Genomic DNA, 21,023 nt, shown 5'->3' on the forward strand with positions numbered 1-21,023 from the left:
TCAATGATAATCATGTGCGAATTTCTCATGTTTTTTTACTTCATGATCAGATCGTGATTATCTAAAAAAGTTCCCTGTAAAATAAATCCTTTATTTTCAATGAATAAAGTTCGATCCCGCCCTTAGTGATTGACAAAGCGCCGGGTCACTATGTAAAACATGTGCTTGAGAGCCAAGCCTAGCTTACAGTACGTTAATGGTTAATGCTCGGTTGCCGCCGGGGCATCAACCGTTCTTCTCCGAATTATTCTATTCATTGTAACTTATCGGTAAATTACATAATCCCACATTTTTTAAAACCAAAGCTAAGGTTCTTAGATTGGTTGAATTATATATTTTATCTGTATATTTAAGCTAAACATACCACTTCTATTCACCCTGTATTTACCTTCATGTCGGCAAACTATTGGCAACTTTCATAAGGAGAAGTTGCGATGAATTACCGCATGTTATTGCCTATAGGGATTTTGTTTAGTGCAAATGTATTGGCTGAGCTTGATAAACCAGGTTGGGGAGGAGAAGTTGGGCTTTTGGTCGGATTTGGTAGTGAAACAGATGACTCAGACTCTGTTAAAAAAGGCAGTTTGAACAGTAAGGGAGATTCGGAATCGAGCGCACTTGCTGTGCCATTAGGGCAGCTACGTTATACCTTTGGTGCAGATAACGACCAACAGGTGTTTATGGGTACATCGCGTGGCGATATCATCGAAGGCATTTTTGCTCTTGAATTTGGTTACACATTGGAATACGGCAACGAATCGAGCATGTCGTTCTCTTACCTTCCGACTATTGCAAATGGTGAAGTATGGGAAGACCCGTTTATAGCCAATACAGCAAGGACCAAAACAGATATTTCCGGCGATACCTTCCGTTTACAACTAGATAATTTCTTAGATATCGGTCTAGCTGGCGACTTTGCTGTCTACAAGCAAGATATTAAAAATGAGAAATCAGGCTTTTACCTAGGGGTACCAACTAAAGTGCTTCAGCGTGACGCTAAAGGTTATTATGCAAGTCTCTCTATGGGAATGTCAATTACTGAAACCTCTTTCATCGAGCCCTCTTTCTCTTATCAAAAACACCTTGCAGATGGTGATGCGGTTTCCTTCTCTCGTTATTCTGGCTCGTTGACTTACCTAAAGAGAGTTAACGACCATGCATTTTCGGTGAACGCGGATTACAGTTATAGCTCATATGATGCGTCTAACCCTGTTTTTAAGAAAATACGTGAAGATAATGAATATAGCTTAACGCTCGGCTATGAATATATGGACTTTATGGGTTGGGAAAACTGGGGTTTCAACGCGCTAGCTGGTTATTCTAATAACAATTCGAATATCGCATTTTATGACACCAGCGGGTATTTTATGGGCGTTGGTGCGAGCTACCACTTCTAAGTTATTGACTACCGATTCTCGATTATTCAAAGGGCTAGCATGTTTGCTAGCCCTTTCTCGTATTTGCTGGCTGAATCTGATTAACAATGCTTCAAATTTAGCTAACGCAGACAGGAATTCTTTGCTTAGGTTGAAGCTTGGCCACTCAATTAAACATACAGCTAGGCATTGGTATTAGGCGTAATCGGCAAGTGAAGTCTAGCCAGCAAGCCCCCCTCTATTTCCTGTGCTTCAAGGTACCACCCTAACTTCTTACATATTTTTTCGGTTAAATCTTGCCCGAGGCCAAAGCTATCTTGAAATGGCAGATCAAGTTCTTGTGTATTAATGTTTTTGATCACTATGCTGTTTTTCTCGAAATAGACACGGATCGTGCCGCTATGTGTGTATTGGAAGGCGTTACGAATTAGATTGCCAACTACAATTTTGATTGGAGTCTCTGGGAGTTTAATCGTTGGGGCATGAGCGTAATCACGAATTATGTCGATCTCTTCACCTTGAATTAAGTATTCCAACTCTTCTATTAAATTATCCAACAAAGCGGCTATAGACACTGAGTTCTGATTCGGTGGGGTTTCACTCTTTCGGACCAACCAGAGCATGGTTTCGGTAATTTGCTGCATGTTGCTGCTCGCGCGGTCGATACGATTGATCGGGCGCTGTAAATCTGAGGGGAGGGAGATGCGCTCTAAAATCTCCATATTTGCTCGTATGATTGCAATAGGCGTTCTCAATTCGTGACTAGCATGAGAAAGGAAACGTTGTTCTCTTTCTACCAAGTGCGCATTCTTACTTAGTGCCTTTTCGAGATAAAGCGCAACGCGATTGTATTCACTAAATTTAAAGTTGGGAGCGGGGTTCGTCAATAGGTCGTTGGACGCACTTTCTGACCATTCGACGAGTTGTTCGGTTTTTTTCCCTACTTGATAACTGTAGAGCCAAAGTGCCAATACAATAAAAAAGATATAGCCAAGAGCTATGTAGATAATCAGATTGAAGCGATGATCGAACCACACGTCTATTGTGTCGCCGATCAGGCGGTAGTCGTACCGAGCAACGCCAAATACCGAACGACCGTTTTCGAGAGTAAAACGATAGACACCAATGACCGCTTCTTTCTTGATATCGTTGGTGACGGTTTCATCAACGAAGACGACTGTGAATTCATTGTTTGTCAATGTCACATCCCGAAGTACATCTTTGCCATCGATCTTTATACCTGGCAATTGGTCATAATAAAATGACACCACGTAGGATTTAGGCAGTTTGGCCTCTGGATTTATAAGACGCACTTCGTTAAAGCTCAACCATTCACTGGCGAGTCGCATCTTTACTGAATCTTCTATTCCATATTCAAAGTGACGGATTAAGAGCTCTCCGAATAGTAAGGCTGTCAGAAGTGATAAGCCTAAGAAAAAGGTGGTTAGGTGCCCCCGTATTGGGAAGCTCTTTTTGATGCTCATGGTTGCTCTTTTATCCTCAGACCTTGACCAACGACGGTTTCAATTAAATTGGATTCAAATGGTTTATCGATTTTTTGTCTCAGTTGATAAACCTGCACTTTGATGTTGTTACTTTCTGGTGCGTCATTTGGCCATAAACACTCTTCTATCTCGCTGCGACTCACTACTTGTGGACTTCGGCGCATGAGGAGTTCTAAAAGCATTCGATTGAGTCGATTTAACTCTAAGATTTGATCTGATCTTGATACTTGCTGGTTTTGTAAGTCGTAAACTAGGTCACCTCGTACTAATCTTTTTTGTTGGCTACTTCTTCGCTTAGAGAGCGCCTTGATACGTAAGGCGAGCTCTTTCATTGCAAATGGCTTGATTAAGTAGTCATCGGTGCCAGCATTGAAGCCAGCTTCTTTGTCTTGCAGCGTATCTTTTGCTGTCAGCATCAAAATAGGCGTATCGTCACCGTCGTCTCGAAGTCTTTCACAGACAGTAAAACCATCTATTTTGGGTAACATTAGGTCAAGGAGAATAACGTCATAGTAGTTTTGTTTTGCGAGTGTAAAACCGCTTAACCCGTTGTAAGCATGATCGCATTTGATGTTTTCAAATTCGAGAAACTCTGCAACTGAAGCGGCGAGTTCCTTGTCATCTTCAACTAATAACACGTTGATAGATAAGTTAGATTTCATTTTTCTTAACCCCAGTAAAAGAAGCGGATCGTTGGGTAATTATGTTGTGATACAGTTGCTTGATATCTTGCTGAACCATTAGCAATACGGGTACCAAAAGAAGTGTTATTACCGTTGCGAATAAGATTCCATACCCCATTGACGTAGCTGCTGGTATTAAAAACTGAGCTTGAGGAGAGGTTTCTGACAGTAAGGGCACTAAGCCAAAATACGTGGTTGCAGAAGTCAGCACAATAGCCCTTAAGCGTCCTGTTCCTGATTCAATTAACGCCTCGTATACGGTATCACCGCTCATTATCTTGGTATTAAAGCGTGAGATAAGTAAGAGGCTATCATTCACGACGACCCCGGTTAATGCAAGCATTCCAAACAGAGAAAGTATACTGATGGGTATCCCTTGGATTAAGTGTCCCATCAAGGCGCCCACAATACCAAATGGGATTGTGCACATGATCAGCAGTGGCTGGAAATATGAGTTGAGTGGTATTGCAAGCAATGCGTAGATGCCGATAAGAGCGATAGCAAACACGCTATACAGTGAATTTGATATTTGTTCCTGCTCTTGTTGCTGCCCAGAAAGGACAATGTTTAGGTCACGATACTTATTCTGTAAGCTTTTAAACAGGTCGCTATCTAGCTTATCAATGATCTCTTCTGGAGAGGCGGCAGTTTTATCAACATCAGCTGTTATCACATTGACTCTGTTACGATTCATGCGTTCAATATTTTTGGACACATATCGAGTCGATATATTGGCTACCGCATTGAGTGGTACTAACTTACCATTGCTCAAGCGAATTCGTGCGTATTTGAGATTATCCAGTGTTTGTCTTTTTGCCTGAGGGTACTGAATTTTGACCTTTATTTCATGCGACCCTTCTTGAAATTGCTGCACTTCATAACCTTGATAGGCCATGTTGAGTTGTTGTAAGAGGTTCGATGTAGTAAGCCCCATCGTTAACCCCATTTCGTTAACTTTAATATCAACTTGGGCTTGTGTATTCGCGAGGCTACTTTTTATTCCATGCACACCTTGTACATTACTGAGATGATCAGTCAGTTCGCGAGTTGCGTTGCTGATCGTTGCTTGATTTTGACTTCTTAATTCTATGCTTATTGCTTTATCGCTGATCATATCGGCTAAGAAATTGGCGCTGTCTATGCCTTCAAGTGTTGGGACCATGGATTGCCATTCTTTAGCGATAGCACCCGCGCTGATTGGGCGTTGAGTGTTGCTCGAAAGGCCAACAATGATTTGCGAACTGTTATTGGTGGTTTCAACCAATACACTTTGGATTGGAGGCACAGACAGCGCATATTCGCTCATTAGTGAATCATTCAATGATGCAGCCATTTGTTCAACTTTAAGTGTTTCACGTTGTACTAATCCGTAACCAGCGTCATCTTCAAAGGCGAGCTCGATAGTGATGAAGTTATTAGAAATCTCTGGGAAGAATACCGACTTAAGCTTGCCTGTTATTAGTGATCCGCCAATTAGGATACACAGAGAGACAAAGAGACCAATTACGGCATAACGATAACGTAAGACCAGCTGCAAACAGGGTTTGTAGAGATGCCAAGTGATGTATTTGAAACCACGCAGAACACGCTGTTGAATATAGTGCCATACGGCAGGAATACCACGCGCTGAAGTCGGTTCCATTCTGACTCGGGCAAGGTGAGCAGGGAGGATTAATTTGGACTCAATGAGTGAGAAAATCAGACAGAAAGTTGCAGCCATGGCAAATTGCGCAAAGATCTTACCGAGTTCTCCTTCAACTAAGCTGAGAGACATAAAAGCAACGATGGTCGTTAACACACCAAAGGTGGTTGGTGTTGCCACTTTTTGCGCGCCAGCGATGGTCGATTCAACGGAAGCTCCGTGTTTCTCTCTTTGTTCGTAAATGCTTTCACCAATGACGACGGCATCATCAACGACAATACCGAGTGCCATGATGAAGCCAAAGGTGGTTAATTCATTAAGGGTGAGCCCAAAGAAAGAATCCCCCATAAGAACCATTGCACCAGCAAATGTAACAGGTAGGCCAACGGCAACCCAGAAAGCCACACGTATGTTTAAGAGTAAAGCCAGTAAAATAACAACGAGAGCGATACCTTGAGCACTGTTCTTAAGTAGCAAAGATAAACGGTTCTTAATCGGCTCACTTTGGTCATTCCATTGGGTTAGGTGGATACCGTTCGGCAGTGTCAATTGGTAAGCATCAACGATGGATTTGGTCTTTTGGGCTAGCTGGTTGATGTTTGATTGACCATACATTTTCACCGTTAAGCCTACTGATGGATGGCCGTTATAACGAGTAATGATGCCGTCGCCGTCAAATCCTAATTCAATATGCGCAACGTCGGACAAGAGTATGGTTTGCCCTGTTGCTGTGCGTTTAACTGGCAGCGAAGCGAACTCTTTCGCACTTCGGTGTTGCTGGTCCGCTTTAAGAACTAACGTCCCTTGAGAACCTTTGAGCTGACCGGCCGTTTGGGTTAATGATTCTGCTCTAATTTGGCTGACGATTTGCTCCATCGTGAGACTGAAAGCTTGCAATTTTGCCTCGTCAATTTCAATCGAGACCTGCTGAGATTTTCGGCCAATGTAATCAACCTTTTGTATCAAAGGAGAGTTTAGGAGCTTGTGTCGTAACTCGTCTAAATAACGCTGTAATGCACCGATAGGCACGTCACCAAACAGGTTAATTGAAACTACCTCTTCAAGGTCGGCTTGACGTGTGATCACTGGTTTTTTTGCTTCACTAGGTAAATCGCCAATAGCATCAACCGCACTTTTTACATCTTGTTGCAGTTTGTCGAGTGAATAGCCACTCGACTTAGTGATGGTTACCGTGGCACCGTCACTATTTGAACTGCTGTGTATCTGTTTGATGCCTTCTACACCTAACAATGAATCTTCTATTTTTATCGCAATGCTTTCTTCAGCCGAGCGAGCTGAGCCACTTTGATATTCGACGCTTACCGTAATATTGGTTGGGGGGAGCGAGGGGAAGCTTTCTACCCGTGATTGGATAACCGAAAAACCACCAGCGACTATGATCAAAACCATTAAAAGATTTGCGGCAACAGGGTTGTGAACAAACCATGCGATAACGCCATGAGTTTTTAGGTTATTGTCCATCATTCACCTCTTTAAGTGATTTAGCCCCAGAGGCAGGAGTCGGGAGGCTCCGATTTAATGCGAGTTTGTCCGTGTCGTCTGTCTGAGGGCTATCCGAGAGTGCTAGTACTTGCATTTCCTCCACGTAGCTGGACAACGGCTTTACAACCAAAGTGATGTGTTGATTTAGGTTGCCCTGTTCAAAACCAATCGCATCGATATCTTGAAACAGTGATTGAGTCTTGTGACGATGAAGTTGACCTTCTTTGACGTACCAAATATTGCTGTCTGCAGTAATGGAAGAGGATGAAACTACAAAACTATCTGAGTAGCTCTTACCTTGAATGACAACTTTAACAAAGCTCCCGATCAGCAAAGGCTCTGGCTGTTGAAGAGGGGAGTCTATTTTTAATATGAGGTTACGCATACGTGTTGATTGTTCCACGAGCAGTGAAAGGTGACTCGCCCGTGCTGCCCATTGTTGCCCTGAATCTAAATCAGATGCTGACTGAATTGTCACCGACATTGCACTCAAATCGGAGGGGAGCTGTTGCCAGTCCCGTTCCGTAAGCTGAAGATGTACTTCAGCCGTTTCTATGGATTTGATCTGTCCCAACGAGGTTCCGGATGCAACAACACCACCTGTGGTGACGTTGCTTTGGCTGACAATGGCATCAAAAGGAGCATGGATATTCGTGTTGCTTAGTTGTTGTTTAGCATCTTCAACCGTTTTTAGTGCGGCGTTTAATCGTGCCTTTGCTGCTTTAAACTGAGGTTCTCGCAAAGCGAGGGGACTCGGTGCCTCTTCTATACCTGAAGTTTTCCATTCTTTTTGAGCACGTTGATGTTTGCGTTGTTCTTGGAAAAATGAAAGTTGTGCGTTAGCTAGATCCTTTTCTGCGTTAGCCAGCAGTACTTGGTAACTGGAATCGTCAATGTGAAATAGCAGATCACCTTTAGAGATTTGTTCTCCTAGTTTAAATTTTTTTGCTTTCGAAAGAATCACTCCTGAAACCTGGCTCGTGAGCGTTAAAGTTTCTTCTGGAATTACCTGCCCGTAACCTTCAATGGTAGAGCGGTGTTGCCCGGCAGCAATGTCGACTGTTGTGACTTTGATATATTGTCGAGGCTGAGCTTCCAGCGCTAACGTTGTTTCTTCGGGGATTGACTTCATGATGTACATCGCGGTGGCAATGATACTGAGCAAGCCCAAAGCCGTAACAAGTATCTGTTTCATTTTAAACCCCCATTCCTAATGCTAACCCTAAGGTAATTCTGTTTGAGAGCCGAGTACGCTGAGTATTAAGCAACTGGATTTTAGATTGGTAAATAGATTGTTGGGCGATAAGCAGTGCCAAAACGTCACTGGCTCCTTCCTGGTAAAGGTTTTGATAGTTTTTCATACTAGCCTTGGAGAATGTAAAAGCATCTCGATAATGCTGTTCTTGTTGTTTGAGGTAGAACTCTTTGTCTAGTGCATTTCCTACCTCATTGATGGCAACCAATAGTTTCTTTTGGTAATCAACAAAGCTCTCTTCTGCTTGAAGCTGAGCTATTTTTGCTTGGGTTTGTAGTGATGATTGGTCAAGAAGAGGTGCGCTGATCCCCCCAACGAGATTCCACAGGGAAGGATTGTCGATAAGCTGGTTTGGTGTTGAACCGCTACGATAAACAGAGGCAGACAGCGTGAATTTAGGCAGTAGATCTTTGTAAGCAACTGCCGCGCTTTTGTCGGCGGCGAGCACTTGCTGATAAGCGGCAAGGAGGTCAGGACGAGATCCAATCATTTCTCCGGGAAGACGTAATGGCGGAGCTTCAACTTCTGGGATCGTGAAAATCATTCGGTTAAGCTGGGTGTCGCTCTTACCTCGCAAGGTATTAAACCCTCTGATTGCGATAAGTTGATCTTGTTCTTTAGCCGCTAAACTCGCTCTTACTCTGGATGTTGCAGCACGAGCAGTGTCGAGGTCTGCTTGTTCTTTAAACCCATCGAGCACTTGTTCTAGTACAATATTTTCAGTGTTTGAAAGACTTTGTAGCCAGCGTTGCTCGACCCCTATCACTCTTGCTCTGTAAGCGATATCAAGCCAAGCCTCTATTACGCGAGCTGCAAGTGAGTTTTGTGCGTAAACATAATCGAGTTGCGTTGCCTGTTGTTTCGCATTAGCAGCGCTTGCTGCATCGGCTAAGCGCCCCCAAACGTCAAATTCCCAGCTTAGATCTAGAGAAAGTTTGTGATTGTTCTCAATCTGATTCGTTTTTTGTCTAGAAGCCTGGAAACCTGCACTTAGTGTCGGTTGAAGGTACTGGTCGCTTTGCTTGGCTAATAGTTCTGCTTGTTGTAATCGAAGCGCGGTTTTATGTAGGTCGTGGTTATTGCTTAGAGCCTCTTTGACCAACTCGGCGAGAGCTTGATTGTTGAACAGCGAGAGCAATTGTGTCGACATCGTAGTGTTTACGTATCGTTGAGAGCTTTCCCATTGCTCGGGAATCTGGGTTGTATTGTTCAAACTGGCTTGCGGCGTTGGTGATAGAGAAGCGCAACCCGTGAGATAGGTCAGACTACCCAGTAGTAATAACGCGGATAGAGGGCGGTGTGTGTTCATGCTGTCTTACTCTAAGGTATTTATCTATAGATATACCTAACAGCGAGTAAATTGGAGGTGAAATGAAAGTCCGGTTACTGCTTGGGAGTGATTATATGGGGAGAATAGATTTGTTTAACTGCGTCAGAATAATGCTCGTGTTTGGGTGGCAAAGGGCTTGTCGAAGATTTTTAGACAATAAAAAAGCCACTGAATTCAGTGGCTTTTTAGTATCAACTCATCCCAAAGATAATTGGCCTAAGTTGAAGCAATTTCGATTTCTAATCGATTTCTTTGTCTTTAGTCATAGATAAAAGCCAAAGAGATACGGCTGCAACACCTGCAAAGCCACCAAGAATGATAACTGGCATAGCGCTGTAACCTAGGATGTGCCAAATTACGCTTTCTAAAGTACTCATTCAATCGCTCCTTATTGCCAGCCTTCAACGCCGTGCATGTCTGGTAGTTTATGTGCGATACCTTTGTGGCAATCTACACACGTTTTTTCACCAGAAGCTAGCGCAGTTGAGTGTTGTTTCGCACTACGAGGGCTCTGCTCTGAGAAGTCCATGTAATCGAACTGGTGACAGTTACGACACTCAAGTGAGTCATTGCCTTTCATACGTTTCCACTCACGTTCAGCAAGGTGGGCACGACGTGCTTTGAATTTCTCTTCAGTGTTGATGGTTTTTGCAATAAAGTGCGCGTACAACTCTTTAGATGCCTGAACCTTACGAACAATTTTATCTGTCCACTCGTGAGGTACGTGACAATCTGAACAGATAGCACGAACGCCTGAGCGGTTAGAGTAGTGAATTGTTTCTTGGATTTCAGCAACAATAGGCGCATGACAACCAGAACAGAACTCTTCCGTGTTGGTTGCTTGCATACCTGTGTTAAATGCACCCCAGAACAAAAGACCGCCTGCGAATCCCAAGAAAAGTACAACGCCTACCGCTGCTTTACTTGGTGTCGCGAGTCTTTTCCAAAACGCTTTAAGTAATTTTATCATATATAGCCTCTCTTACCGTCTGGCTACGATTAACGCAGTGAATCTACAGGTTTGAACTCGTTCTCAACTAGTGGCTTAGCATTAGCTTGAGGTACGTGACACTGTAGACAGAAATAACGACGAGGTGATACGTCTGCAAGTACCGCATCTTCACGGTTCATGTAGTGAGTTACACTTACTTTAGTCGCACCCATTTCTTTTGCGTTTTTCCAGCTGTGGCAAGAAAGACACTTGTTAGCGTTAAGAGAAACTTCATAGCTACGAATAGTATGAGGCACTAGAGGTGGTTGGTATACGTAGTCACTCTCAAGTACTTGGTCACGAGGGAACTTTTTGAAGTCATCTGCTGCGCGAGTAGCTTCAAGTTCACTTGCACCACGTAGAGATTCTACGCCACCAATGCCGCCTGGGTTATCCAGCTCAGCTTGAGCTTGAACTGCACCAGCTAGCAAAAGACCAGCTGATAGTAGGGCAGTAATCAGTTTTTTCATGGTTAATTTCTCCGCCTAAAGGCTAATTCTTTGAGTGGACTACTTTTTTCAAAAAGTGATGAAAAAAGTAGTCGCAATATTAAATACGTTAGATCTTGTATCTAGGTTCTAAAAGCAATTGGCGCTTAAGAAACCTTAGTGATCTTAACTGGACACTTCTTATAATCCGTCTGCTTAGACAGAGGATCTGTTGCATCCAAGATCAACTTATTGATCAGAATTCTTGCATCAAAGAATGGTACGAATACCAAGCCTTGTGGCGGACGGTTACGGCCACGAGTTTCAACACGGACTCGAACTTCACCACGTTTGTTTTCGATAAGAACTTCATCACCACGGCGAAGGCCGCGAGATTTTGCATCTGCAGGGTGGATGTAACAAAGTGCATCCGGTACTGCTTTATAAAGTTCTGGTACACGACGAGTCATAGTACCTGTGTGCCAATGCTCAAGAACACGACCAGTACATAGCCACATATCGTATTCATCGTTTGGTACTTCTGGTGGCGCTTCGTATGGAGCGTTGATGATCAGTGCTTTACCATCTGGCTTGCCGTAGAAGTCCCAATCAGAACCTTTCTTAGCGTATGGATCTGAACCTTCTTTAAAGCGCCATAGTGTTTCTTTACCGTCAACAACAGGCCAACGTAGACCACGAACTTGGTGGTAGCGATCGTATGGTGCTAAATCGTGACCGTGGCCGCGACCAAAGGCTGCGTATTCTTCGAATAGACCTTTTTGAACGTAGAAACCTTGAGCTTGTGCATCGTCGTTAAGCTCTTGAGCTTCAGACAGTGGGAATGCATCAACGTTGCCGTTTTTGTAAAGCACGTCGTACATGGTTTTGCCACGGTACTCAGGCATTTTCGCAACCAGCTCTTCGCCCCAAACTTCTTCAATAGTGAAGCGCTTAGAGAATTCCATAATTTGCCATAGGTCAGACTTAGCTTCACCAACCGTTTTAACTTGTTGGTACCATGCTTGTGTACGACGTTCAGCGTTACCGTAAGCACCTTCTTTTTCAATCCACATTGCTGTTGGAAGGATAAGGTCAGCCGCTTGAGCTGTTGCCGTTGGGTAAGGGTCAGAACATACAATGAAGTTGTCTGGGTTGCGGTAACCTGGCAGACGTTCAGTGTTGATGTTTGGACCAGCTTGCATGTTGTTGTTACACATTACCCAGTACGCATTGATCTTACCGTCTTTAAGCATACGGTCTTGAACAACAGCGTGAGCACCCGGTTTAGCAGGGATAGTGCCTTCTGGAAGTTTCCAGATGTCTTCTGCAATCTTACGGTGTTTAGGGTTAGCAACCACCATATCTGCCGGTAGACGGTGAGAGAACGTACCAACTTCACGAGCTGTACCACACGCAGATGGTTGGCCAGTTAGTGAGAATGGGCTGTTACCTGGAGTAGAAATCTTACCTGTTAGAAGGTGGATGTTGTACACAAGGCTGTTCATCCATACACCACGAGTATGTTGGTTCATACCCATAGTCCAAAGTGACATTACTTTGATGTTTGGATCCGCGTATTGCTTAGCCAGCTTAATAAGGTCATCTTGAGATACACCTGACATTTCAGACGCTTTCTCAACGGTGTATTCAGCAACAGAAGCTTTGTAGTTCTCGAAGCTGATATCAGTCATTTTGCCTGAGTTAGGGTTCGCAGCGGCTTGCTGTAGTGGAGCGTCGTCACGAAGGCCATAGCCGATGTCTGTCGTTGCTTGTTTGAAGTTCGTGTGTTTGTTCACGAAATCCCAGTTAACGGCATCGTTTTGAATGATGTAGTTAGCAATGAAGTTAGCAATCGCTAGATCTGATTGAGGTTCGAAGATGTAACCCGTGTCTGCAAGCTCAAAAGAACGGTGGTAGTAAGTAGACAGTACGTTTACTTTAACGTGTGGGTGGCTTAGACGACGGTCTGTAATACGAGTCCATAGTACTGGGTGCATTTCTGCCATGTTTGAACCCCACAGAACGAATGCGTCTGCGTGTTCAAAATCATCGTAACAGCCCATTGGCTCATCGATACCGAAGGTACGCATGAATGCGCCTACCGCAGAAGCCATACAGTGACGAGCGTTTGGATCGATGTTGTTTGAACGGAAACCGGCTTTCATCAGCTTAACTGCTGCGTAGCCTTCCATTACAGTCCACTGGCCTGAACCGAACATACCAACACCTGTTGGACCGTTCTTTTTCAGAGCCGCTTTCCATTTCTCAGCCATTACGTCGAAAGCTTGGTCCCAAGATACTGGTGTAAAATCACCATCTTTGTGGAACTCGCCGTCTTTCATACGAAGAAGAGGCTGTTCAAGACGATCTTTACCGTACATGATTTTTGAAAGGAAGTAGCCTTTAATACAGTTAAGGCCTTTGTTTACAGGTGCTTCTGGGTCGCCTTGAGTCGCAACCACTTTACCGTTTTGAGTACCAACTAGTACCGAACAGCCCGTACCACAAAAACGACAAGGCGCTTTATCCCACGTGATTTTTGTTTGATCAGAGCTAGCAATCAGGTTGGTTGCTGTTGCTGGCAGAGTTACACCTGCAACGGCTGCCGCTGATGCAGCTGCGTTTGCTTTCACAAACGCGCGTCTTGTCATTTTCATACTTCACCCTCAAGTTGAGAATTGTTGCTTCCAGTTTCTAAATCCGTTTCGTCGAGCTCAGTTTCGATTTGGTGATAAACCAAAGCTGTGCCTAAAACGTTCGTAATATTATTAATTTCTTCGATGGTGTCCGTTACAAAACCTTGGTTTTCGGTTTCTAGGACTACTATGATTTTGCCTTCAGGGCTGCTGCCGTAAATCTCTGCGTTATCGAATTTCTCGATTTGTGCTTTGATCTCGTCTAGATGCTCTGGGCTCACATGCACGACTAAACTTGATATATGCACTTCATTTAGTGCCATAAATTGCTCTCGTTATTTTTGTTTTATGCATTACTCACAAGAATAGCTGAAGTAGGGCAAACTGCTACGCAGGCTCCACAACCGTTACACTCATCTAACTCGATTTTTGGTAGAGCAACACTGCCTGCTCTAAGTTGAAATTGAATGGCCATAGGTTCACACATGTCACCACAGCTTCGGCATTCAACATTTTGTTGCGCTAAGCATTTATCAGAGATACTTGCTTTTGCTTGCCAAGGTGTTTCTTCCTTGGGTTTAAAAATTGGTTCAGGACAAACGTCAGCACATTGATAACAAAAAGTGCATTCGTCTTTTGAATAGTCGACAGTAGGAAAACCACCATCGCCTACAATGATTATCTTAGTCTCACAATTTTCGATACATTTACCGCAACGAGTGCAGTCATCTGTAAAGCTTTCTAGGCTGTTAATCCAAGGCAATCGAATCTGGCTTGAATCTACTTTTCGCCTAGAAAATAGGCGTCGTCTCGATAGGTCTACCACTAAATGCCTACTAATGTTGCTAAGATGTTGTAATTGTAGATCATTGTTTTGTTAATATCTTGTCATTTATCCTCACAAGTAGTGTAGTTTTAGAAATATTTGTATAAATACCCCTTAAGGGCTAAATAGGATCCTATATTGTCTTAGATCAATAAATTACGAAGCGTTTGGTCACATATTGAATGGAGCTCTGTTTTTTGATGTGTGACAATAGGTTTCGGACAGCCACTTATATACCTTCAGGATTTTGATTTTGCTTATTAAACCAGTTTCATCTGTAACGAGTACAATAGCTAAATCATTGCTGTCCATACTGCTCCTTTCGGTTGCCACTACTGGTTTTGCTATCTTTACATTGGCGTCAAGTCTCAACGACGCAGAGGCGGTTAACGTGGCCGGCTCAATGCGTATGCAAAGCTATCGTTTAGCGCATGATATTCAAATAGAATCAGTTGATTATGATTCTCATATTCGTGAATTCGAAAGTTCTCTTTATTCCCCTTCAATGGCCAACTTGGTCAGTTGGGAAGTTCCTACAGACATCACCGAAGATTACTATTTAATTATTGGTCGTTGGCACGAGCTTAAACAGGTATTAAGCAGTGAAGATCGAAAGCACTATCTCGTATTAGTTGAAAACTTCGTTACTGAAATTGATGGCTTCGTTTTTAAGCTGCAAGAGTTCTCTGAAGATAAGTTGATAAAGTTGGCGTGGGCTGGTGGTATTGGCTTAGGTGGAATTCTGGTCATATCTCTTTTTGTTGTTCACTTTGTCCGTAAACAAGTTGTTAAGCCGTTACATGCACTCGTTGGCGCCAGTCAGCGAATCAAAAACAGTGATTTTGAAGTCGAGTTGAAGGTCACCAATAACAACGAACTGGGTATTTTGACCAAGACATTTAACTCAATGGCGAAAGACTTGGGTGCGCTCTATCGAAACCTTGAAGACGTTGTGGATGCTAAGACAATAGAGCTACAAAATGCTAACCAATCACTCCAGGCGTTGTATCACTCTTCACAAGAGCTGACCGTAACACGTATCGCCCCAGAGAATTTCCGAGCAATCCTCCAACACCTTGTGAGCTTAGAAGGCATCGAATCGTTAAGGCTAGAGATTGTAGACAACTCAGGTCGTTCACTGATTATGGATGAAGGGTACGACTCGAACTTAGATTATGAAAAATTTGAAATGAAGCTGGATGATAATGAGCTTATCTTGGGCTATTTATATTGTTCATATCATCATGGTCATTCAACCAGGACGCTGATTGAGAGTTTTATCCAACTCTTATCGCGAGCTATCTATTATAATCGTGCGCAAAAAAAAGCTGAGCAGCTTATTATTATGGAAGAGCGTGCAACAATTGCACGTGAACTGCATGATTCACTAGCTCAATCACTGTCGTACTTGAAAATCCAAGTGACACTGCTGAAGCGTGTGATTGGCAAACTGCCAGAGCAACAACACCGAGAGCAGTCGGAACAAATAGCGTCGGAAATCGGTAACGGTTTGGCTGATGCCTATACTCAGTTACGAGAGTTGCTCACAACCTTTAGGTTGACGATAAAAGAGGGCAACTTCGGAGAGGCTTTGAGCACCATGCTTGAAGAACTCAGCGAAAGAACAGAAGCGAAGATTAACCTAACCAATAATCTTTCATCGATTGAGCTTGATGCGCACAGTCAGGTTCACTTGCTTCAATTGATTCGTGAAGCAACAATAAACGCAATAAAACACGCCAATGCCGACTTGATAGATGTATGCTGTATCGATGAGGAAGGTGAAGTATTCGTCGTGATTAAGGATAATGGAGATGGCTTTGACCCAAGTAGTTCGAAGATGAACCACTACGGGATGAGCATTATGCAGGAGCGTGCGGCAAGACTGAATGGCGACTTAACGATTGAAGCGGCTCAAGGTGAAGGCTGTACAGTCATATTGAAATATAAAAGTTTGAAGGAAGTTAAAGTTGACGATTTGTAAAGTAATGCTGGTTGATGATCATCCATTGATGCGCAGAGGTATAAGCCAATTACTGAGCTTTGAAGATGAATTCGAAGTGATTGCAGAAGCAAGTAACGGTACTGAAGCGGTCGCTCTTGCCCATGAAGAAGAACCTGATTTGATCCTTTTGGATCTTAATATGAAAGGCATGTCTGGCCTTGATACGTTAAAGGCACTTCGTACTGATGGCTCAAGCGCTAACATCGTTATTCTAACGGTTTCTGACAGCCCTGCAGATATTGAAGCAATTGTAAAAGCGGGCGCTGATGGTTACTTGCTTAAAGACACTGAACCCGATGAACTCATCGAATTACTGAAACAAGCGCACCATGGCGACAAAGCCTACAGCAGTGTTGTATCTCGTTACTTAAATGATGCTGAGAGCCGCAATGACATCTTCGACCAACTGACTGAACGTGAAATGCAGATCCTTCAAGAAGTTGCAAAAGGCTACCGCAACAAGCAGATCGCAGACCATCTGTTCATTTCTGAATCGACAGTTAAGGTACATATGAAGAGTTTGCTGAAAAAGCTACAAGTTCCTTCACGTACAGCAGCAACGGTTCTGTACCTAGAACGCTATGGTGACATGAAGTAGGGCTTGTTCCTTTGAAATAAAACTATTTCAAGCCGTACTGTTGGTTGTAAATGTTAGGGGCAAATAACGTGAGCTTTTAACGATAGTTTCTCGTGATAACTTTTAATTTAGCATCAATAACCTCTAATGATTTTGAACACGTGACATTAAAAAAGGCGCTGAACTTATTAAGTTCAGCGCCTTTTTGTTAGAGCATTTTATATCCAAATAATCATGTCTATTTTACTGACAATTAAGCTGCCATTGGTACTAGAACAAGCGTACCGAAGATAACCGTGATAAGACCACAGATTACAGGGACAGAAGTACGTTTTACTACTTCAAATGGGCTGATCTTACCCATACCAGATGTCGCGACAATTACACCAGAGACTGGCGAGATGGTACGACCTAGGTTCGATGCTTGAAGCATTGGGATGATTAGGAACGCAGGGTTCAAGCCCATTTTCGCAGCCAGTGACGGAGCCAGTTCTACGAATGCATAGAACGGTGCGTTACCAGAACCTGTCGCGATAGCCGCTGCAACCGTTAGACCCGTTAGGATAAGCATCAATGCGATGCCGCCGGCGCCAGCTGACTCAGCAAGACCGATTAGGTTATCAATCGCACCGATAGACATTAGGCCTTGAGCAAATACGCCCGCCGCAACCAACAGCATTACCACGCCTTTGAATGCTTCTGCCATGCCTTGGTAGCAAGAGTCTAGATCTTCTAGCGTCTTTTCGCCGTCGAACTTCTTCACAACGTAATCGATGATTGCGCCCACGAAGATAGAGCCCACGACGATGGTGTAGATATCAAGTGAAAGGCCTGGAATCGTACGGCCGTTAAATAGGAATACACCGATGATAGGCAGGAATGGCAGTGCAGCGTAGAAAGCGGGTGCCGTTGTTTCAATGTCTGAAACGTCTACTTTTTCCATTGGTGTGTTTTCTTTCTTATCCAGATACTTGTTCCAGAAGAAAGCGGCCGCAGCCATCACGATGATTGCACAGATAGAAACAGGTAGTACCGTTTGAACGGCAAACACATCAAGAGACATGCCTGATTTTTCAGCTGCAATAACCACATCACCAGAGGTTGGTGAAAGAATGATTGCTGCAGGGGACGCACAAACTGCAACCGCTGCCGGGCGTGAAATACCCATTGCCGTCATCATTGGGAATAGGGTAGCCATCAATAGCACACCAAGGCCTGTTGCAGAACTTACTGCTAGAGACATTAGACACGCTACGATGTAAGCCGCAACAAGAAGAACGTATGGAGATTTGATAGCAGCAAGCGGTTTAGAGAATTGTTTCACTACCACGTTGTTTGCGCCGATGTGCGTCATGTAAGAAGCAAAGCCACAAAGAAGCATGATTTGCATGCCTAGGCCGCCTCCACGGTATTGAAGCATGTACTTAACAAATTCTAGTGAGTCGGTAACCATGTTACCTGTTGAAGCGACCTTAGCTGGTAAGACTGTGTGACCAATAAGGCCAGTAATAAGAAGTAGGGCAAGGCCAGCTGTTAGTAATACGCCTGCCGCTTTATAGCCTTTCACAATAAAGTAACCAACAGCGATAGTAATCACTAATCCGATCAAGAGCTCTAACATAGAAATCTCCACAAAGTTTAAAAAATATAAGAAAGTGTTTCAGAATATGACAATGAATGTACAGAAAACTGCACTGTGGCACGAGGCATAGTTGAGGTTGATATGATCTAAGACAAACATTTTTTTCGATGTTAATTGTGGTTGTAAATCGTGATTAACTACTGTTATTCAGATGTTAATAAACAAATTTTGTAGCTTGTTAGAATATAACTTGGATCACCTTTGGTTGTTCTAGTTGCATATGGATGCGTTGTTTTATAAATCGTGAGTGTTTTTTGTACTTTGGAAGGAAATGTGTAACGAAATGGGTATTTATCGGAGTAAAGAGGTGAGAATCTTAGCTTTGACGATTACTTAGCTTTGACGCTTACTTACGTTTAACGCCTACTTATTTCCCTAAGTAAGCGTTAAAACACAAGCTAGCACTAAAATATAATTAGGGTTAAAAATAGCGAGTGAGTTTAGTTCATATCAACGTCAGGAATGTCATTTGAATACGTTGACAGCTCAGAGCAGACTACCTTCTTACAAAAATGAATCATCCCATAACGCGTCACCAGTAAAAACTCTTCTCTATTCAATGGAATGTAAGGCATGGCGTCAGACGATAGTGTAGAACCTTCACTTATCATGACTTTTTCGTAAAACGACAACTCGCGATTCGGGATGATTTGCTGGTGTTGGTTCTCATCCAGTGAGATGTCGTGTTGAGTGACAGAGTAAGATCCTGATGACGTAAAACCGACTTGCTTGGTCGACACGTATAATAGGTCATAACTGTCATTCTTCTTAAATTCGATGTTAATAGAAGACTGGTTATGAATCATATTATTGGACGGGTTAATAATTGATGCTGTATTTGCTAAATAATGCCCTTCAAGGTGTGATTTAGGAATAAAAGTAGAAAGCCAGCCGACTAATACGCCAAGCAGTACCACAAAAATTGCTGTATTCGTTTTGTTATTCACAAGTCACTCCTTTAAATCCTGCTGGAAAGCTCAGAGATTTTCCTGAATTATCGATGATGATTTTTCGTCCCTTATATTCATAAAGCGTGACGTTGAATAACTCGTTAAAAGTGAATTCGTCGGATTCGATTTTACAAGAGATAAAATGCTGACCCACGAGACCTTCGCCTAGACTATTTCTATCTAAATAAGAAAACAAATAATGGGATAAACCCGCAGTCACTACAAATAATGCAATCAGTGCTAATACACTGTTTGTTTTTTTCGTAGCGGCCGTTTTCTCGGTTGTTGAATTTTCTGTCGCTATGCTATCTGTCGCTGTGTTGTCTTCAGGTTGTTTCATTTCTTGTTTGGGTTGTGATTGAATTTTACTCAGCGCGCGTTCTTTGTCTTGTGTCACTTGTCCTGCAAATCGGTAGCCTTTACCGCGCTCAGTGACGATGATCATCCCGCTCTTATCTTCTAATGCTTTTCGGCAAATCGAGATGGTCTGCATTAGGCTGCCATCTTCAACGTAGATACCTTTAGACACCCACACTTGTTCAATCAGAACTTGGCGAGTGATCACCTCATTGGGTCTCGAGATAAAAAACTTAAGCAGCTCTGATTCATTAGAACCTATTGGGTAGGTACGGCCCGTCTTAAAGTGATGGATTTCACTCTCTTCTAAATTGACCTGTATATCATCATTGATAATAAATTCAGCAGACATCTGGGTTCTCATTGTTATAAGCGTTCTAACCTAAATATAACAAATCTTACAACAAACATAAACTTACTGATTTCATCGTCTTTGATATTTAAGTGACTGAATTTATGTTGATTATTAACCTAATTAGATTTCCTTATATACCTTTTTGAGGTTGTTTAATGCGGTTTCAGGTGCTTGCCGTTAGTAGCTATTGGATCATTAACGGGTGACGCTGATTTAGTGGGTGTGGGTTAACTGCTCAAATTTCTTACGTAGTTTTATCAACGTGTCATTCCAACTCTGTGTTGCCTTGCTCTCTACGAATAAAAGTCGAGCTTACCTCCGACTCAATTGGCAACTCAAATAACGATAAATCGCATGACCACACCAGTTAAATGCGAAAGCTACGAAGGAGCTGTTTTGAAAGATTTCAATAAGCCATATATATGTGGACTAATTACGCTTGCCTTACTCGGCTGTCAGTCTGAAGACTCGACTCAAGATGCCGTATCGGTATTGGTTCCCTACAACATTAATGAACTACCAAAACCGAACGATGGGTATGGGTATGACGACGATGGAACAATATCCGGTGTCGGTGAAGACGCTGCCGCAATGTCATCGACCAATGATGCTTATTATCAGGACTACAACAATTCATACGCAGCCCTAGACGGTTGGGGACTTTGTGCAGAACCGATTTTAATTCCTCTACAAAGTGTTAATTCGGACAAACGTTATCCACTCAATAATGAAACCTTAGCCGGGAATGTTGTATTAATTGATGGAGTAACAGGTGAGGAAGTTGGCACTCAAATATCAGCCGATGGTTCCAATATTAAAATCCAATGTGAATCAGGCTTATACCCGTGATCATTGAAGGTGCTTGATTTTAGCCAAAATGAGGATCATGCTAGGTGACATGAAAATAACACTATCCAATGAACAAAAAATCACGCTGATTAACCAACACGATACGACTCGTG

Annotated in this window: 17 protein-coding genes and 1 pseudogene; 4 read left to right on the forward strand and 14 right to left on the reverse strand. The window is 43.0% G+C overall.

Annotation, left to right across the window (positions count from 1 at the left end):
• The first annotated feature begins 434 nt into the window (after positions 1-434).
• Positions 435-1,397, forward strand: coding sequence for a DUF2860 domain-containing protein (locus H5300_RS19010; protein ID WP_182796603.1), 963 nt, complete (start codon positions 435-437; stop codon positions 1,395-1,397).
• Between the two features lie 161 nt (positions 1,398-1,558).
• Here H5300_RS19010 and H5300_RS19015 read toward each other — a convergent pair whose 3' ends face one another.
• From H5300_RS19015 to napF, 11 genes are all read right to left on the reverse strand, one after another.
• Positions 1,559-2,860 carry a HAMP domain-containing sensor histidine kinase gene (locus H5300_RS19015; protein WP_017093733.1) on the reverse strand — a complete coding sequence of 434 codons (1,302 nt, stop codon included), beginning with the start codon at positions 2,858-2,860 and terminating at the stop codon, positions 1,559-1,561.
• Positions 2,857-3,543: a response regulator transcription factor gene (locus H5300_RS19020; protein WP_004731337.1), complete on the reverse strand. Its 687-nt coding sequence runs from the start codon at positions 3,541-3,543 to the stop codon at positions 2,857-2,859. Before H5300_RS19020 ends, H5300_RS19015 begins: the two co-directional genes overlap by 4 nt.
• Complete coding sequence (locus tag H5300_RS19025; protein WP_182796604.1) at positions 3,533-6,688, reverse strand: efflux RND transporter permease subunit; 3,156 nt, start codon at positions 6,686-6,688, stop codon at positions 3,533-3,535. Before H5300_RS19025 ends, H5300_RS19020 begins: the two co-directional genes overlap by 11 nt.
• The gene (locus tag H5300_RS19030) at positions 6,678-7,904 is read right to left on the reverse strand and encodes an efflux RND transporter periplasmic adaptor subunit (RefSeq protein WP_182796605.1); all 1,227 of its coding nucleotides are present in this window, start codon (positions 7,902-7,904) and stop codon (positions 6,678-6,680) included. Before H5300_RS19030 ends, H5300_RS19025 begins: the two co-directional genes overlap by 11 nt.
• Before the next feature lies 1 nt (position 7,905).
• Positions 7,906-9,114, reverse strand: a complete 1,209-nt coding sequence (locus H5300_RS19035; protein ID WP_182796607.1) for a TolC family protein — start codon at positions 9,112-9,114, stop codon at positions 7,906-7,908.
• A gap of 419 nt (positions 9,115-9,533) precedes the next feature.
• A complete protein-coding gene (locus tag H5300_RS19040; RefSeq protein WP_004731329.1) occupies positions 9,534-9,671 on the reverse strand; it encodes a TIGR02808 family protein in 138 nt (45 codons plus the stop codon).
• An 11-nt stretch (positions 9,672-9,682) separates the two neighbouring features.
• Complete coding sequence (locus tag H5300_RS19045) at positions 9,683-10,264, reverse strand: NapC/NirT family cytochrome c (protein ID WP_004731326.1); 582 nt, start codon at positions 10,262-10,264, stop codon at positions 9,683-9,685.
• Positions 10,265-10,293: 29 nt separating this feature from the next.
• Positions 10,294-10,755, reverse strand: coding sequence for a nitrate reductase cytochrome c-type subunit (locus H5300_RS19050; RefSeq protein WP_004731324.1), 462 nt, complete (start codon positions 10,753-10,755; stop codon positions 10,294-10,296).
• A gap of 125 nt (positions 10,756-10,880) precedes the next feature.
• Positions 10,881-13,370 carry a periplasmic nitrate reductase subunit alpha gene (gene napA, locus H5300_RS19055; protein WP_182796606.1) on the reverse strand — a complete coding sequence of 830 codons (2,490 nt, stop codon included), beginning with the start codon at positions 13,368-13,370 and terminating at the stop codon, positions 10,881-10,883.
• Complete coding sequence (locus H5300_RS19060) at positions 13,367-13,672, reverse strand: chaperone NapD (protein ID WP_004731320.1); 306 nt, start codon at positions 13,670-13,672, stop codon at positions 13,367-13,369. Before H5300_RS19060 ends, napA begins: the two co-directional genes overlap by 4 nt.
• 23 nt (positions 13,673-13,695) lie before the next feature.
• Complete coding sequence (gene napF / locus H5300_RS19065; protein WP_017078318.1) at positions 13,696-14,175, reverse strand: ferredoxin-type protein NapF; 480 nt, start codon at positions 14,173-14,175, stop codon at positions 13,696-13,698.
• Between the two features lie 253 nt (positions 14,176-14,428).
• Here napF and narQ point away from each other — a divergent pair, with 253 nt between their 5' ends.
• Positions 14,429-16,159: a nitrate/nitrite two-component system sensor histidine kinase NarQ gene (narQ, locus tag H5300_RS19070; RefSeq protein ID WP_102491180.1), complete on the forward strand. Its 1,731-nt coding sequence runs from the start codon at positions 14,429-14,431 to the stop codon at positions 16,157-16,159.
• Positions 16,146-16,778 carry a response regulator gene (locus H5300_RS19075; protein WP_004731316.1) on the forward strand — a complete coding sequence of 211 codons (633 nt, stop codon included), beginning with the start codon at positions 16,146-16,148 and terminating at the stop codon, positions 16,776-16,778. The genes narQ and H5300_RS19075 overlap by 14 nt, the downstream gene beginning before the upstream one ends.
• Before the next feature lie 232 nt (positions 16,779-17,010).
• Here H5300_RS19075 and dcuC read toward each other — a convergent pair whose 3' ends face one another.
• The 3 genes from dcuC to H5300_RS19090 all read right to left on the reverse strand — a co-directional run bounded on the left by dcuC (position 17,011) and on the right by H5300_RS19090 (position 20,058).
• Entirely contained in the window at positions 17,011-18,378 is a 1,368-nt protein-coding gene (dcuC, locus tag H5300_RS19080) for an anaerobic C4-dicarboxylate transporter DcuC (RefSeq protein WP_016785306.1), read from the reverse strand.
• Between the two features lie 461 nt (positions 18,379-18,839).
• Positions 18,840-19,346: a hypothetical protein gene (locus H5300_RS19085; RefSeq protein ID WP_004731312.1), complete on the reverse strand. Its 507-nt coding sequence runs from the start codon at positions 19,344-19,346 to the stop codon at positions 18,840-18,842.
• The gene (locus tag H5300_RS19090) at positions 19,339-20,058 is read right to left on the reverse strand and encodes a winged helix-turn-helix domain-containing protein (protein WP_017086856.1); all 720 of its coding nucleotides are present in this window, start codon (positions 20,056-20,058) and stop codon (positions 19,339-19,341) included. The genes H5300_RS19085 and H5300_RS19090 overlap by 8 nt, the downstream gene beginning before the upstream one ends.
• Positions 20,059-20,415: 357 nt before the next feature.
• Between H5300_RS19090 and H5300_RS19095 the strand changes: the two are divergent.
• A pseudogene (locus H5300_RS19095) lies at positions 20,416-20,901 on the forward strand (lipase); the annotation flags it as partial.
• Between the last annotated feature and the right edge of the window lie 122 nt (positions 20,902-21,023).

Source organism: Vibrio sp. SG41-7, assembly GCF_014164465.1.
Lineage (GTDB): Bacteria > Pseudomonadota > Gammaproteobacteria > Enterobacterales > Vibrionaceae > Vibrio > Vibrio splendidus.